Here is a 14,267-nt window from a genome sequence, read left to right on the forward strand (position 1 = left end):
GGCTATGCATATGAAGACCACATACAGAGCTATTCGGTGCCAGATAATGAAGCAATAAGTATATACATCTAAACCAATATTAGTCTTGAAAAATACGAATGTAAATTATAGATATTTAAAAAAAATGTAGGTCTTAATAAATAACAACCAAGGCTGCATGCAGAGGTCATTCAGTCCTAGTTCGACCGGATAGATATTTAGCAAAGACATGATTCGGTGGCCCAGAAATTCGTATTGAAAGTATTGCAGTACCAACAGATCACCATGAAGGTGATAGAAGCGGAGCGCCCCCTGAGAATCCGGCAAGATGACCGAGGGCACTCCATACCAACACTCGAAAGGATCGATTGAGGTTCTTTGAGTTTAGCAACTAAACTTGGGAAAGGAAATATTATGAATATCATAACCAGTCAAGATGAGAAGCTGACAACGATAGTGGGTGGCATTGCCGCAGGCGATGGCGGATGTGTTCGTCCAATAATCATTAGAAAGGGGCGCCCCGTAAAACCTCCGTTTATCTTGCCAGTGCCAGGCCCGGTAATTTACTAATAAATATATCAGGTTAGAAGACAGTCGAGTTCGTTGTTTGTTGTGTGCTCGCCAGTTGAACATTAAGCACTTCAGAATTAAGACAACCTGCATAGGGTTCGTTTTCCCATAAATGAATGTAAAAATAATACTTTGATATGGGTATTAATCCGTTCTTCACAAAACCGTCAACCTCAAAAATAGATCGAAGTATATTGGCAGGATTCCCCTTCCTTTCTCGTTTACTAGTATAAGAGAACGAAAAATATATTTGAAACCTAATAGGTATCGACTTCAAAGGTTCAATTGACATTCTGGGCTATATTCATGGCAGTCAGGCCAATTGAACAAAAGTATCAGTACAGCATGAAATAGTATTCAAGGACGATTTATGACCACAAATATGGCCGGGCCAACGCAAGAAGAACGCCATGGACTGTTTCGCAAACAGGCCGTTGAAAAGCAGCAAGACCGTTTACTGGGCGATGTCTTGGTTGTACCGCCGCTGTCCTATTTGCTAATTACCTTTGTCATCTTAATCTTCGTCGTTGCGGCCGGTCTATTGCTGTTACATGGCAGCTATGCGCGCAAAGAAACCGTGCAGGGTTTTTTGGTACCCGACCAGGGCGTGATAAAGGTCTATGCATCCACTACCGGGATAGTACGCCAAGTGTTAGTGCAAGACCGAGCCATGGTAACCGAGGGGCAAGCGCTATTTATGATCAATGGTGATCGCATCCTCACCAGCGGTGAGCACCTAGAAACCGTGCTGCTCGATGAATACCAAAGCCAGCTACAGATCCTTGAAAGTCAACTCACTCGACTGCCATCCCTGTTCAGCAACAAACAGCTGGATTTGGAACAAACCATTGCCGCAACAGATCGCCCATCGTCCATATTCAAACCCAGCAAAAGCTACTAAGCCAACAGCTGGCCCTGGCCGAACGGCAAAAGGCCAACATAGACACCCTGAGCCGCCAGGGATTGGCCTCGGATGCAGACCTTGGCAGTGCCTCCGAGAAGTTACTCAGCCTACAGGCCCAATATCAGGAACTGGCGCGTAACCTTGACGCGCAGCGCGATCTCGTTAAATCGCTAGCCCTGCAGCAAGCCGGTTTGGGTTTCGAGGAACTCAATCGTCAGGGTGAACTGCAAAACAGCCTGTCTGGTCTGGCGCAAAGCATTGCCCAGCTACATGGCGAGCGCGCCTACATCGTCAAGGCTAACCGCGCCGGCATGGTGAGCAATATCCAAGTTAGCGAAGGGCAGGAAGTGCAAAGCAGTGTGCCGCTGCTCACCATTACCCCACAGGGTAGCGAGTTGGAAGCCGAGCTACTGGTGCCGGCCCGAGCCATTGGCTTTGTCGAAGTCGGCCAGACGGTAAAGATGCGCTATTCCGCCTTTACCTTCCAAAAATTTGGCCTATATAGCGCGACCATTACCGGAGTCTCACAAACGGTATTGTTGCCCAGTGAGCTGAGCGGTGTGGCGATTAACGCGCAAGAGCCGATGTATCGCGTCACGGCCAGTTTGGAGCAGCAGACCGTCGATGCCTATGGCAAAACGTTCCCGTTGAAGGAGGGCATCTCGTTGGAGGCTGATATCAAACTGGCTGAACGGAGTCTTTTGGAGTGGTTGTTTGAGCCGTTGTTTAGTTTGAGAGGAAGACTCTAAATAAATTAATAAGGCCTAGGCAGCCTCAAAATACTAAAAGCGGTGAATAAAATACTTAAACCAAATTTGCTCATATGAGCAAATCATGTACGTACAGAGGTATGTACATGTCACCCCCAACAACCACCGAGGAAATCAACAAGATGACCAGTGTTGTTGGTATTTAAACTTGAAAGGAAATTAAAATGAATATATTAACCAATGAAGAAATGCAAGATATCAATGGTGGGGTTTGGGGTTTTGTAGCAAGAGGAGCCAGGTATGTTTATAAGGCCGCTAAGAAGGTCTTAACCTCCAAAAAAACTCTGGCTGCCGAGGCCGTATATGAAACGTCCAATACATTGTCACCCGATCAGTAGTTTCAACTTAGTAATAAGTCTGAAATATTTAATCATTAATTGAGAAACTAATATTATGAATGAAATGCTTTATCTTTTTATATGTATTATTGCTCTAATTATTTTAATATTTAATTTTAGTGATCTTGGAATTAGTAAGGCGACATTTATATTAATTTCTATCCACTTCTTATTGCCACGGATGGAGAGTGTTCTTGTGTTGATTAAAAACAAATTTATATCTTCAAAATAGATGTCGGATATTTATTCAGATTCTATTTAAGTGCAAAAGCGTAAGTTGTTGATTAAACTATATAGCCTTACGGGTGCCTTTAAAGGTAAACAGTAGTTTTATGGGCCGGAGTAGGCTCGTTGAAGGGGCTTATACTAGCTTCCAGCTTTATCAAAAGTAACAATATATGCGATTATAATTTGTTACAAATAAATTTTTATTTTATTATATTATATTAAAATTTTAAGGGGTTGAATATGAAAGAATTAAGTGTTGGTCAATGTAACCTTGTAAATGGCGGATGGATTTCTGCACTTGTGAAATCAGTAAAAAAGGTGATCAAATACGTGGCGAAGTCCAATCAAAAAACCACAACTGTTAATATCACAGCCGCTTCTGCCGGAGCTGGAGCTGGCGTCGGAACTATAGTTGGCAGTAATGAAAATTAAGAACTCTTACTAAATTAAACCCACCATATTGCAAGTTTTAACTGTACTTTTATTATCTGCAACATGGCGCATTTTTTTAGTCAATAATCAAAAAGGACAATTTATGAATACTTTAAGCAATGATCAAATGAATCAGGTTTCTGGTGGCGCACTGGTTACTTTATTCAAGGCTGTTATAAAAGGCGCAGGATACGTAGGCACAGCAATTACAGTCTCCTATAACTCATATAAGGCTGCCAAAAAAAAGGCCTCAAGAAAATAGTAAACTGAAATCTTGAAGTAATTTGAAGTTATGCTGTTAATATTAGGTAAGATAGCTACATATTTTTTTAAGTATTAAAAAATTCCAAGCATTAGCTTGCTTGGGGTTTATTCCATTATCTACCCTTGGGTATCCTAAGGTTTATTTTCAGAGCCCAAACCACAGAGAATAGTATATTTTGAAGATACTGATATAAAGGAGAAATCGATCTGCACGATATATTGAGGGCAACTACAAATACTGAAAATCGATACATAGAAACGCTTTATAACCAATAAAGCTAACTTATCTTGAAATTACATTGGAATTACCATTATGCAAATATCCAATATTTTGAAGTTTAATTTCTGGCACGCTATCGCATACTTTATAGTTTGCACTTTTTTTTCGGTCTTTTTGTTGGATTATTTTGTAGAGTCAGAGGCCAGTTTAGACGCTTTATTTGGATTGGTTTTCTATGGTTTGATACTCTTACTAGTAACAATAAAGTATAATATTGTAGCTGAATTTTTTAAAATAAGAACAAAAATAAACGCTTACATCGATATTCTTGGGCTTACAGGAATTCTGATTACATCTAGCATTCTGATGGCTTTTTATATTTTATATATTTCCAAATATTTTAGTATTGACCTAATCGTCGGGCTATATTCAGATTTGGATATGTATCATCAAACAGATGGAAGCTACTTTTTATGGCAGAATATTATTATTTTTCTATCTATTTCTATTCTTACACCAGTGGTAGAGGAGCTTTTTTTTAGGGGCCTACTAATAGACTTACTATATAGAAAATTTACTAAATATAGTTCCGTCATTCTGAGTTCTATCGTGTTCGCAATATTGCATGTTGATTTATTAGGAGCACTAATATTTGGGATTATTTTAGGATTTATATATATTCGAACCGAGTCCTTAAGCATCCCAATATTCATTCACATCGCTAACAATACGATTGTATCTATTATTGCTGCTATTGATGAAATGGGAATATATGATATTGAAAAGGAAATTAATCACCTATTTGCGGCCAACTCTTTAATCTTTTTACTGCTCACCTCGGTACTTCTAATTATTTCATATTTTTTATTATTAAAATCATATAAAAAATTTGTATCTATTTACTCAGTTGACACTGAGAAATCAAGAATATGAAAATACTTCTTCAAACAGAAATCGCCGAATGCGGCCTTGCCTGTGTCGGCATGGTCGCAGGCCACTACGGCTACGTTTCAGATCTCTCCATGTTGCGCAACCAATTTAAGATCTCATCGCAAGGCACCAACCTCAAGCAGCTGATGGATATAGCCGCCAAACTCGAATTGGCCGGGCGGGCACTGCAACTCGATTTGGAACACCTGTCGCAACTGCAGTTACCCTGTATTTTGCATTGGGATATGAACCATTTCGTGGTGCTAAAGGCGGTCGGCAAAAATAAGGTCGTCCTATTGGATCCCGCTATCGGCGAGGTGACCTACAGCCACGACGAATTTGCCAAGCACTTTACCGGCATTGCCTTGGAACTCACCCCAACCGCCAAATTCGAGAAGAAAGAGGTGCGCCAAAGACTGAGCTTGTCCCATTTTTGGCAACGGATATTTGGCCTAAAGCGCAACCTGATCACCATTATAGTGCTGTCGTTTTTACTGCAGATATTTGCTGTGGTCGCACCCTTTTACATGCAAACGGTGGTCGATGACGTGTTATTGCGCCAGGACAGCAGTTTGCTACTGGTGCTGGCCCTGGGTTTTGGTTTGCTGATGCTGATACAAACCGCGACCAATACGCTGCGCGGTTTTATTATTTTGCACCTGTCGACCAAATTAAACTATCAGATGGCGGCCAATCTATTCCGGCACCTGATACGCCTACCGCTCGACTATTTCCAAAAACGCCACATCGGCGATGTGGTGTCTCGCTTTGGGTCCCTGCAACAGGTGAAGGATCTGCTTACCACAGGCCTGGTCAGCTCTATTGTCGATGGTGTGATGGCCCTTATTACCCTTACCGCCATGTTTATCTATTCCGTTAAGGTGGCCTTTGTCGTGCTTTTTGTGGTCGCACTGTACACGCTGCTGCGCTTTGCGCTGTATCGGCCCTTTCGCAGGCTGTCCGAAGAAAGCATCGTGGCCCATGCCAAGGAGGATTCTAACTTTATGGAGACGGTACGGGCGATCCAAACGGTTAAGCTGTTCCAACGTGAGAACGACCGGCAGAATCTCTGGCAGAATCGATACACCGAGGCCTTGAATACCGATGTCTCGTTGGCCAAATGGGGTATTGGCTACCAGACCATCAATCAACTGCTCTTTGGTATTGAAAACGTTATCGTAATCTATCTATTGGCCACGAGTGTTATGGGCAATCTGATGTCACTCGGCATGCTCTATGCCTTTATGAGCTACAAAAACCAGTTCGTCGACCGCATGGACGGCCTGATTGATATGTTGATCGAATTCAAGATGATCGGCCTACACCTGGACCGCCTGGCCGACATTACCTTTACCGACGCCGAAGATGTCGACCGCCATACGGCCAACCTACAACATCTGCCCGACATGATCGGCAAGCTGGAAGTGAAAAACCTAACCTTCCGCTATTCTGCAACCGACGATCCTATCTTCGAAAACATCAGCTTTTCCATTGCAGCCGGTCAGTCGGCCGCCATCGTCGGCCCGAGCGGTTGTGGCAAAACCACCCTGTTGAAGGTCATGATGGGCTTGCTGAAGGCAGACAGCGGCCAGGTACTGATCGATGGCGTGGACATAAATAAGCGGGACGATTACCGCACCCAGATCGCAGCGGTGATGCAGGACGACCAGCTCTTGTCGGGCTCGGTTGCAGAGAACATCGCCTGCTTTGATCCAAAATTGGATTTCGAGCGGATCGGCGCCTGCGCTGTGGCCGCTGCGGTGCACGAGGATATTCTCAAGTTTGGCATGCAGTACAACACCCTGGTCGGCGATATGGGCACCTCTCTTAGTGGCGGCCAGAAACAGCGAGTCATCTTAGCGCGTGCCCTGTACCGCGATCCCAAGCTGTTGTTCCTCGACGAAGCGACCAGCCATTTGGACTTGGACAACGAGTCGATCGTTAACGCGAATGTTAAACAGATGAATATTACCAGAGTGTTGGTGGCGCACCGGACGGAAACCGTTAAGAGTGCGGATGTGGTGATTGATTTGGGTAGGCTTAACAGTGCAAAAGATGGTAGAGACTGAATAGTTGGTGGGTGGTGATTGGGTCCGAAGTTGGTGCCTTTGCCAGAATTTAACCATGTCGATGAGAGTGGGCACGCTGAATGATGTCACTTGCCCGGCTGAACAGAGCTAGACTAGCGTCGGTTTGGTCTCTAACTCCTTAACCATCCAGGCTTCACAACCTAGGCAAATACTCCGACCTATTTGTACCTGTTAGCTTCTAGTGATTAATGAACTTAAGGCGAAGATGGGTTTGATACCAAAGGAAAATATCAAATTGTTCAGTCTTTTAAAATAGGGGGATAACCAACAGACTCAGCAAAAAATTATTTTCACTCAGATGGCAGTGATATAATTTTAATATTTATCAGTATATTTCTATATCGACAAATTTTTATCAGCCATTGTCACATTGACATGTTAAAGGATAATCTGCAGTTCAAGGGGTGGATATACAAAAAACCCATTAAATCAGTCAATTTCAATCTTAAAGAATATATTTGCGAAACGGTAATATATGCAAAAGGGAAATTAAATAATATGAATTTTGCATTAGATAATCTAAAACTAATGGGCGAAACTAGACAGCCTCATATAGACTACCTAATAGTTGAGGCCTATGAACGCCTACATGGTTTAGCGAAATCCGCCCTAGGATACTCCCGCAACAGCACAGCAATCCAAGCCACTGAACTGGTAAACGAACTCTATTTGTATTTGCGCCAAAGAGAACATCTCAATTTTAACGATAGTGCTCATTTCTTTGCAACAGTCTCTTTGAAGCTAAGGCATATATTAAACGACAAATACAAAAGCAGGTGCGCTCAGAAACGAGACTTTGGCATACGGGTTCACGAGTTCGATCTAGAAGGTATTGCATGTACTGAAAAGACGATGCTTGAAGAAATCGTTATGAAAAATCTTATTGAACAGCTAGAGCAACACGATGAGGTTTCGGCGCGAGTGACCGAATTGTTGATATTTTGGGAGTTTAGCTACCCGGAAGTGGCGAACTTACTTGGTATTAGCGAAAGGACTGCGCATCGAAAATGGCAATGGGCCATTGCTTGGTTTAAGACAGAGATTGGCCACCTAGGGAGATAGGGTCATGGAAGATGAAGGTCGGATCCTAAGAGCCCAGGAGATATTTCTCAGTTTAATAGATACCCCACGGGATGAAATTGAACGTTATTTGAAGATTCAATGCGGTGATGACCTGGTACTAACGGACTATTGTCGGCACCTAATCTTAAACAATATTCGCGATACAAGTACCGTTTAACTTTTGTATGGCAAGGAGAAGATTGCACCAATTGAAAGTGGCAAAGTTGGTGATACTTTAGGCTCTTACTACATCCGCGAAAAAATAGGTCAGGGAGGAATGGCTGAAGTCTATTTAGCTAACCGATCGGATGGAGTTCATGGTGCCGACGTAGCATTAAAGATTATTCACTGCACCGGAAATCAGGATAGACTAATAACGCGTTTTCACAGCGAAAGGAATATCCTCGCCAATCTAAAACATCCAAATATCGCCCAATTATTGGACGGAGGTACCACAGAACAGGGTCTTCCTTACTTCGTTATGGAATACATTGCAGGCGAACCCATCGACAAATATTGCCGCTCCCACCAACTATCTTTCGATGAAATATTGGCGATATTTATCAAGGTCTGTACCGCCATCGAATTTGCGCATCAAAATTTAGTTATCCACCGAGACATTAAGCCTGCAAATATTGTCGTCAATGCCAAAGGCGAGCCTATGCTATTGGACTTTGGCATCGCTAAAGTTTTACAGCCTACACCGCCAGACAATGACACTTCGACTATGTTGGCGCTCACAACTGATTATGCAAGCCCTGAGCAAATTTTAGGCGCTAATCTTACAACAGCGACAGATGTCTATTCTTTGGGAATTCTGTTATATGAACTACTTTGCGGTGTCCGACCACCACGACCTCAATTTAGAGTTTCAAATTCCGCCCTAAATTCAGTTGATTCAGGCGATAACCTAGCACCGAGTAAGTTTCTCGAAATAATACTAAAAGATGGAATTCCTTCAAGACTTGACACTAATACTTTGCATGAGCATAGGCGTAAATTAAAAGGAGATATAGATTCAATCCTAGTCAAAGCTCTTGAAAATAGTCCCGAAAATAGGTTTGTATCTGTTCAGGATTTTTCCAGAGATATTGATCGCCATTTAAGGAACTTACCCGTATCAGCCAACAACAATACGTTTATATATCGCACGAGTCGCTTCATACGGCGCAATAGACTTACCATATTACTATCTGTCATTGCTAGCACCTTGTTTTTCTCAGGTATCGGCATCCAACAGTACCGTGTTGTGTCTGAACGTGACATCGCTATTCAACAGAGAGATAAACAACAAATCACCAAGGACTTCTTGTTAAGTCTATTTGAGTCCTCGCACCCAGAGGAATTTACCGGCGAACAATTAACTGCCAAGGACATTATTGATCGAGGCTTGGCAAAAATTGAGCACGAGTTCGACTCCGAGCCAGCATTAAAAGCAGAAATAATGACCACTATGGGGGTAGTCTATCGAGAACTCAACGCAACCGATGTCGCCTCTACTCTTCTAAATGATGCTCTAGAATTGCGGCGCACCCTGTTTCCAGAGATCAGCAAAGAGGTCGGTGAGTCCTTGTTAGAGCTAGGAATATTAGAGTATAGACGATCGAATGCAAAGGATGCGCAAATATATCTTGAACAATCTATCCTAATCTACCAAGCCCTTGATGTTGAATATACCGAAAAACTCGCGGACGGATACCATTTGCTAGGGTATTCGCTAAGTATTCTAGGTCAGACAGAAGATGCATTGACCTCATTTGAAACGGCGAAAGTAATTCGCATTGAATATTTCGGCTCCCAACATTCAAAGATTGCCGATTCCATAAGTGCTATCGGAAGTGTGTTCAGAAAGAATCAGGATTATCAACGCAGTTTAGATTTTCAACTTGAGGCTTTTGAAATACGACAAAAATCCTTACCCCCAAGCCACCCACATTTGGCCCGAAGTTACCACTCGGTTGGTCTGGACTACTTTTCTTTAGGTGATCTGGTGAAAGCAAGGGACTATTTAGAAAAAGGCTTAGATATTTGGAAAAACGTCCATGGAGATGGGCACGAACTTTTAGGCGAATTTTATTTTCCTCTCAGCCATATTGATTATTATAATGGAAAATACGAAGAAGCTTTAGATAAGTTAAGTATAGCGAGAGAATTAAACCTCAAAAATGATGGCACTGAAGGTGTTAAGATTAACAGTCTGACTGGATTGATATATGAGGCCACGGGTGATCTAGAGCAGGGTTTGGTATACAAAGAAAAAGCTCTGGAACTCAGTCTAGAATATTATGGATCAATTCATGCACAAACGGCGAGAGAATATAATAATGTAGCGATCATCTACTCTAAATTAGGGCGCTACGATGACGCCATTTCATCCTTGACCGAGGCAATCAGCGTTAATATTAATTTATTCGGCGAATTGAACCCCAGAGTTGCCAATAATTATGATAGCTTTGGTGAAATATACTTAGACAAAGGTGACTTTGAGTTAGCATTACAGTATTACGCCAAAGCAAGGGCAGACTTTACCGCACTGTTTGGTGAAGATCACCCCGGTGTCAAGACTGCAGACAAGGGTATCGCTAAGGCACGGGAACAGTTGGATATTTAGTGTGGATGGACGCCTAATCAGGCGTTCCATAGTCCAAGCTTAAGGCAAAAATTTGAATTACTGGGTAATCCCCCCATTTTAACCGATGTTAAAAGTAGGTCCTGTTCAGCTAACGCCATCAACTCTGAATTCTTCAGACCTGTTTCAATGGAAAATTGGTATAGGTTCCTTTCGACACCCTCCATGGCAGCCAAGATGCGATCCACTTCGGTCTGACCAAAGGGTTGTGACTCCCGGAGGGCATATCTACGGGTATCGCCACACCGCTGGCCGCCACACCCAAGGCCCTGCCAATATGAGGGCGCGACAATGGTCCGTTGATCGGGCTTTATAGAGCTTTAGCGCTTCCAGTACGCTGTCCATACCGAGCTTGGGTCTAAACTTAAACCAGTCTGCGAGCGTCTTTTGGAACAGCCAGTGATCCATTGACAAACGTTATGACCAATACTACTGCTTGTATATTTATTGTACCTACAGCTGGAGATCCCTATGCGGGTTGCTGCAATCAATTTACGGGCCTTACCGGAGCAGCGTGACCTTATTGATCACGCCGCAACCTTACTTGGCAAAACTCGTTCCGACTTTATGCTAGAGGCCTCTTGTGACCGAGCCCAGTCCGTCGTGCTGGATCAGTTTCATTTCACGCTCGATGCAGATAATTTCCAACAGTTCGTCGATCTGTTAGACGCGCCACCTAAAGACAACTCGGGCCTTGAGCGCCTATTCGCAGTCAAAACGCCGTGGCACAAGGCATGAGCTTTGAACTCAAGGCCCCACAGCCACTCACTGTGGACCATTACTGCGATGATTTTTCATGCGGCGAACCGACACTGGAGGATTGGCTCAAACGCAGGGCCTTGCTCAATCAGATGAGTGGTGCGAGCCGATCAGGCGAACCGCGTATACGGCCATTACGCGCTGGTGGCGAGTGCTGTTTCACATCGAGTGGCAACCGGGAAGGTCCGCCGCAACATGCCAGAGCCAATACCGGTAATGGTCTGGCGCGTCTAGCCGTTGATCGTCAAGCACAGGGGATCAGGCTCGGCGCAGCCATGCTGCGGGATGCAGTCTATCGGGCGGTGGCCGTATCGGAGCACGCTGGCGTGTCCGCCTTACTCGTTCACGCTTTTCATGACCGAGCCAAATCCTTTTACCAACACTTTGGCTTCCAGACGTCGCCCATCAAGCCATTGGTTTTAATGTTGCCGCTTAATAGGGCTAAAATCGGATAGAGCGGCCGGAGCTTTGCGTAGCCCTGTAGAAGTTCAAAGACATAAAAAAGCCCCGAAACCTAATAATTTCGGGGCTTTCAGGGCTTTCCAGATGGTCTTGAAATGCCGTATTGGTGGAGGCGGCGGGAATCGAACCCGCGTCCGCAAATCCGCCACTCGCGGTCCTACATGCTTAGTCTCTTCTTTAATTTACCCTTGCCGTTACCGAAGGACAGGTGCGACTCGGGGAGCCTGGGATTAAATTGTCGGCGATCCGGCCTAGGCAACCTTTGCGCTTATCCTGATTTATTGACAGTCAGTAGGCTCGTTCAGGCACAAGCCAGTGACCGCCGGGCCTAGGCCCAGTTTGAAGATTATGCGGCTAGCGCGTAACCTTCGTAGTTGTCATCATTTGCAACTATGGTTTTGCAGCTTTGGTTTAACGTAATTGGCTACCATTACGACATGCACCTGGAGCTTTGTAATCCGCGTCGAAGCCAGGTCGCCCCCATTAAACTTGTCCTGGGTGACAGCCCGATAGCGCTAGTCTGTCACGGCCCACCATAAAGAGGGGCACACCAGTGGAAATTTGCAGGCTCTTTTGCAAGAGTGGCTCGGCGTACAAATCAACCGATAAGGCTATGGGTGCGAACCCCATAACCAATACGCAGTATAACGAACTGCAGCGGCTTTGCCTATGACGATTTTAGCTTCAGCGTAGGCAGGGGAGCATCCGACCAAAGGGTCGAAATAGCTCGAAAGGCTAATGAATTGAGGCCCATTGGAACGGCCAGGCAAACTGACTCGCCCTCACCCGTTAGGGCGAGGCCGGTGTTTGCGGTCGGCTTGGAGGGTGGAGGTTTTTTGTGGCCTTAGCGGTTATAGGCCTTGACGATGCGTAACTTATCCCGGCTCCATTCCTTGTCTTTCTCGGCGGCGCGCTTGTCGTGATCTTGCTTGCCTTTGGCCAGCGCTATCTCGGCCTTGATCTTGTTGCCTTTCCAGTACACGGCCAAACAAACGGCAGTGAAGCCACTCTGGTGCACATTGCGCTCCAGCTTGTCGATTTCCTTACGGTTCAACAATAGCTTGCGGGTCCGGGTCGGCTCGGCGATCACGTGAGTCGAGGCGGTATTTAGCGGGGTAATGTGGGCGCCGATTAAGAAGGCTTCGGCGTCCTTAAAAATCACATAGCTATCGATCAGCTGCAACTTGCCAGCACGCATGCTTTTTACTTCCCAGCCCATAAGCGATAAGCCGGCTTCGTATTTATCTACTATCAGATAATCGTGCCGAGCTTTCTTGTTTAGGGCGATGGTGCCACCAGAGGTGGACTTCTTCTTTTTATCTTTACTCATGGTCGCGATTATAAGGCTTTTTGCCGGCGCTGCATCTTAAAACTAGACAAAGGCATGATTATCAAAGGATTAAATAGAGGTTATGCTAACGAACATCTTGGGCAAAGTGCTCGATCCATCGTATGCTCCCTTTTTGACAGGTAGGCAAACTCACGTGTTAGGCATCTTTGTGCTCTTATTATTCTGGCTGCTCGGTTCGGCCTTGGTGGCCGTTCTGGCTTGGCCCATTCCCGGCAGCGTGGTCGGCCTGCTCGGACTTTGGCTGGCCTTGGTAGTCAACGGTGGTGTGCCCGACTGGCTGAAGAAGCCCTCTAGCCTGCTGATCCGCTATCTGACGCTATTGTTTGTGCCAGCCGGTGTCGGCTTGATCGACCACTGGGACCGGCTTATGAGTCACGGCATTGCCATGTTGGTCATTATCGCCATCAGCTCGGTACTGACCGCCGTTGTTATGGTGCTGATCTTTAGAGCGGGGCGGGCCAGCTCATGACCGATGCCATCCGCATGCTGCTGGCGCTGGTCGGCACAATCGGCTTCTACCTCTTGGCCGAGCAGCTTTACATCAGGCTGCACCGTTCGCCGCTGGTGCACCCGGTGTTGGTGAGCATCTTCGGCCTGATCGGGGTCTTAACCTGGCTCGACTGGGACTATGCCACCTATCAACAAGACACCTTTTTTATTCATTTTTTGCTCGGGCCGGCCACCGTGGCCTTAGCCATCCCGCTTTACGAACAGATGGCGCTGGTGCGCAAAATGGCCGTGCCGCTACTGATCGCGGCCTTGGTGGGCGCATTGGTCGCCGGCGCCAGTGCCGCCTTGCTCAGTGCGCTCTGGACGGGCGACACATTGCTGAGCCTGAGTTTGATCGCCAAGTCTGTAACCACGCCTATTGCGATGGATATCTCGGCAGTCTCCGGGGGCAGCCCGTCGCTCACCGCCGGTATTGTACTGTTTACCGGGGCGATCGGCTGTTTGTTGATTCCCTTAGTGTTGCGCCTGATGCGCGTTCACGATGATGCCATTCATGGCTTTGTCTTGGGCCTTACCGCACACGGCTTCGGCACCGCCCAGGCGTTTGATCGGTCGGTTACCTGTGGCGCCTTTGCAGGTCTGGCGATGAGCCTGACCGGGGTAATCAGCGCCTTTGTGATCCCGGTGACGCCCTTGGCCGATTGGGTGCGAGTTATCATCGGGCTTTAGGTGCGGGCTCTTTGGTTGTGGGCTCTTCGGTTGTGGGCGCTTTAGCTGAGGGGGTTGGCTGAGGCCTGGGGTTTTAATCGCAACAGGCCGCATTGGTTCC

General features: G+C 45.7%; 15 protein-coding genes and 1 other RNA gene. 14 read left to right on the forward strand and 2 right to left on the reverse strand.

What is annotated here, in order from left to right:
• Positions 1–919 precede the first annotated feature (919 nt).
• From AC4FIC_RS08390 to AC4FIC_RS08445, 12 genes are all read left to right on the forward strand, one after another.
• On the forward strand, positions 920–1,450 hold the full coding sequence (locus AC4FIC_RS08390; RefSeq protein ID WP_100258294.1) for an HlyD family secretion protein: 531 nt from the start codon (positions 920–922) through the stop codon (positions 1,448–1,450).
• A gap of 62 nt (positions 1,451–1,512) precedes the next feature.
• A complete protein-coding gene (locus tag AC4FIC_RS08395) occupies positions 1,513–2,202 on the forward strand; it encodes a beta-barrel domain-containing protein (RefSeq protein WP_100258295.1) in 690 nt (229 codons plus the stop codon).
• A gap of 185 nt (positions 2,203–2,387) precedes the next feature.
• The gene (locus AC4FIC_RS08400) at positions 2,388–2,561 is read left to right on the forward strand and encodes a hypothetical protein (RefSeq protein WP_158524404.1); all 174 of its coding nucleotides are present in this window, start codon (positions 2,388–2,390) and stop codon (positions 2,559–2,561) included.
• A gap of 468 nt (positions 2,562–3,029) precedes the next feature.
• Positions 3,030–3,221 carry a hypothetical protein gene (locus tag AC4FIC_RS08405; protein ID WP_100258296.1) on the forward strand — a complete coding sequence of 64 codons (192 nt, stop codon included), beginning with the start codon at positions 3,030–3,032 and terminating at the stop codon, positions 3,219–3,221.
• A 103-nt stretch (positions 3,222–3,324) separates the two neighbouring features.
• The gene (locus AC4FIC_RS08410; RefSeq protein WP_145980311.1) at positions 3,325–3,483 is read left to right on the forward strand and encodes a bacteriocin; all 159 of its coding nucleotides are present in this window, start codon (positions 3,325–3,327) and stop codon (positions 3,481–3,483) included.
• Between the two features lie 315 nt (positions 3,484–3,798).
• Positions 3,799–4,638: a CPBP family intramembrane glutamic endopeptidase gene (locus AC4FIC_RS08415; RefSeq protein ID WP_100258297.1), complete on the forward strand. Its 840-nt coding sequence runs from the start codon at positions 3,799–3,801 to the stop codon at positions 4,636–4,638.
• Positions 4,635–6,704, forward strand: a complete 2,070-nt coding sequence (locus tag AC4FIC_RS08420) for a peptidase domain-containing ABC transporter (protein ID WP_100258298.1) — start codon at positions 4,635–4,637, stop codon at positions 6,702–6,704. Before AC4FIC_RS08415 ends, AC4FIC_RS08420 begins: the two co-directional genes overlap by 4 nt.
• A 396-nt stretch (positions 6,705–7,100) precedes the next feature.
• The gene (locus AC4FIC_RS08425) at positions 7,101–7,787 is read left to right on the forward strand and encodes an ECF-type sigma factor (protein ID WP_100258299.1); all 687 of its coding nucleotides are present in this window, start codon (positions 7,101–7,103) and stop codon (positions 7,785–7,787) included.
• Between the two features lie 4 nt (positions 7,788–7,791).
• Complete coding sequence (locus AC4FIC_RS08430; RefSeq protein ID WP_158524405.1) at positions 7,792–7,965, forward strand: hypothetical protein; 174 nt, start codon at positions 7,792–7,794, stop codon at positions 7,963–7,965.
• A 3-nt stretch (positions 7,966–7,968) separates the two neighbouring features.
• A complete protein-coding gene (locus AC4FIC_RS08435; protein WP_490359398.1) occupies positions 7,969–10,398 on the forward strand; it encodes a tetratricopeptide repeat protein in 2,430 nt (809 codons plus the stop codon).
• 489 nt (positions 10,399–10,887) lie between these two features.
• Positions 10,888–11,154, forward strand: a complete 267-nt coding sequence (locus tag AC4FIC_RS08440; RefSeq protein WP_100258303.1) for a type II toxin-antitoxin system TacA family antitoxin — start codon at positions 10,888–10,890, stop codon at positions 11,152–11,154.
• Positions 11,151–11,630: a GNAT family N-acetyltransferase gene (locus tag AC4FIC_RS08445; RefSeq protein WP_227003701.1), complete on the forward strand. Its 480-nt coding sequence runs from the start codon at positions 11,151–11,153 to the stop codon at positions 11,628–11,630. The genes AC4FIC_RS08440 and AC4FIC_RS08445 overlap by 4 nt, the downstream gene beginning before the upstream one ends.
• A gap of 111 nt (positions 11,631–11,741) precedes the next feature.
• Here the strand turns inward: AC4FIC_RS08445 and ssrA are convergent.
• Positions 11,742–12,119: a transfer-messenger RNA gene (ssrA, locus tag AC4FIC_RS08450) on the reverse strand.
• Positions 12,120–12,481: 362 nt separating this feature from the next.
• A complete protein-coding gene (smpB, locus tag AC4FIC_RS08455) occupies positions 12,482–12,967 on the reverse strand; it encodes an SsrA-binding protein SmpB (RefSeq protein WP_100258304.1) in 486 nt (161 codons plus the stop codon).
• 169 nt (positions 12,968–13,136) lie between these two features.
• Between smpB and AC4FIC_RS08460 the strand changes: the two genes are divergently transcribed.
• Both AC4FIC_RS08460 and AC4FIC_RS08465 read left to right on the forward strand, forming a co-directional pair.
• Positions 13,137–13,457, forward strand: a complete 321-nt coding sequence (locus AC4FIC_RS08460) for a CidA/LrgA family protein (RefSeq protein ID WP_158524407.1) — start codon at positions 13,137–13,139, stop codon at positions 13,455–13,457.
• Positions 13,454–14,167 carry an LrgB family protein gene (locus tag AC4FIC_RS08465; RefSeq protein WP_100258306.1) on the forward strand — a complete coding sequence of 238 codons (714 nt, stop codon included), beginning with the start codon at positions 13,454–13,456 and terminating at the stop codon, positions 14,165–14,167. Before AC4FIC_RS08460 ends, AC4FIC_RS08465 begins: the two co-directional genes overlap by 4 nt.
• Positions 14,168–14,267: the final 100 nt, after the last annotated feature.

The organism is Reinekea sp., from assembly GCF_982785585.1.

Bases quoted from the DNA above. Each gene is read 5' to 3' on its own strand.
- AC4FIC_RS08390 (WP_100258294.1), top strand. From the start codon at position 920: ATGACCACAAATATGGCCGGGCCAACGCAAGAAGAACGCCATGGACTG.
- AC4FIC_RS08400 (WP_158524404.1), top strand. From the start codon at position 2,388: ATGAATATATTAACCAATGAAGAAATGCAAGATATCAATGGTGGGGTT.
- AC4FIC_RS08405 (WP_100258296.1), top strand. From the start codon at position 3,030: ATGAAAGAATTAAGTGTTGGTCAATGTAACCTTGTAAATGGCGGATGG.
- AC4FIC_RS08410 (WP_145980311.1), top strand. From the start codon at position 3,325: ATGAATACTTTAAGCAATGATCAAATGAATCAGGTTTCTGGTGGCGCA.
- AC4FIC_RS08415 (WP_100258297.1), top strand. From the start codon at position 3,799: ATGCAAATATCCAATATTTTGAAGTTTAATTTCTGGCACGCTATCGCA.
- AC4FIC_RS08420 (WP_100258298.1), top strand. From the start codon at position 4,635: ATGAAAATACTTCTTCAAACAGAAATCGCCGAATGCGGCCTTGCCTGT.
- AC4FIC_RS08425 (WP_100258299.1), top strand. From the start codon at position 7,101: ATGTTAAAGGATAATCTGCAGTTCAAGGGGTGGATATACAAAAAACCC.
- AC4FIC_RS08430 (WP_158524405.1), top strand. From the start codon at position 7,792: ATGGAAGATGAAGGTCGGATCCTAAGAGCCCAGGAGATATTTCTCAGT.
- AC4FIC_RS08440 (WP_100258303.1), top strand. From the start codon at position 10,888: ATGCGGGTTGCTGCAATCAATTTACGGGCCTTACCGGAGCAGCGTGAC.
- AC4FIC_RS08445 (WP_227003701.1), top strand. From the start codon at position 11,151: ATGAGCTTTGAACTCAAGGCCCCACAGCCACTCACTGTGGACCATTAC.
- smpB (WP_100258304.1), bottom strand. From the start codon at position 12,967: ATGAGTAAAGATAAAAAGAAGAAGTCCACCTCTGGTGGCACCATCGCC.
- AC4FIC_RS08465 (WP_100258306.1), top strand. From the start codon at position 13,454: ATGACCGATGCCATCCGCATGCTGCTGGCGCTGGTCGGCACAATCGGC.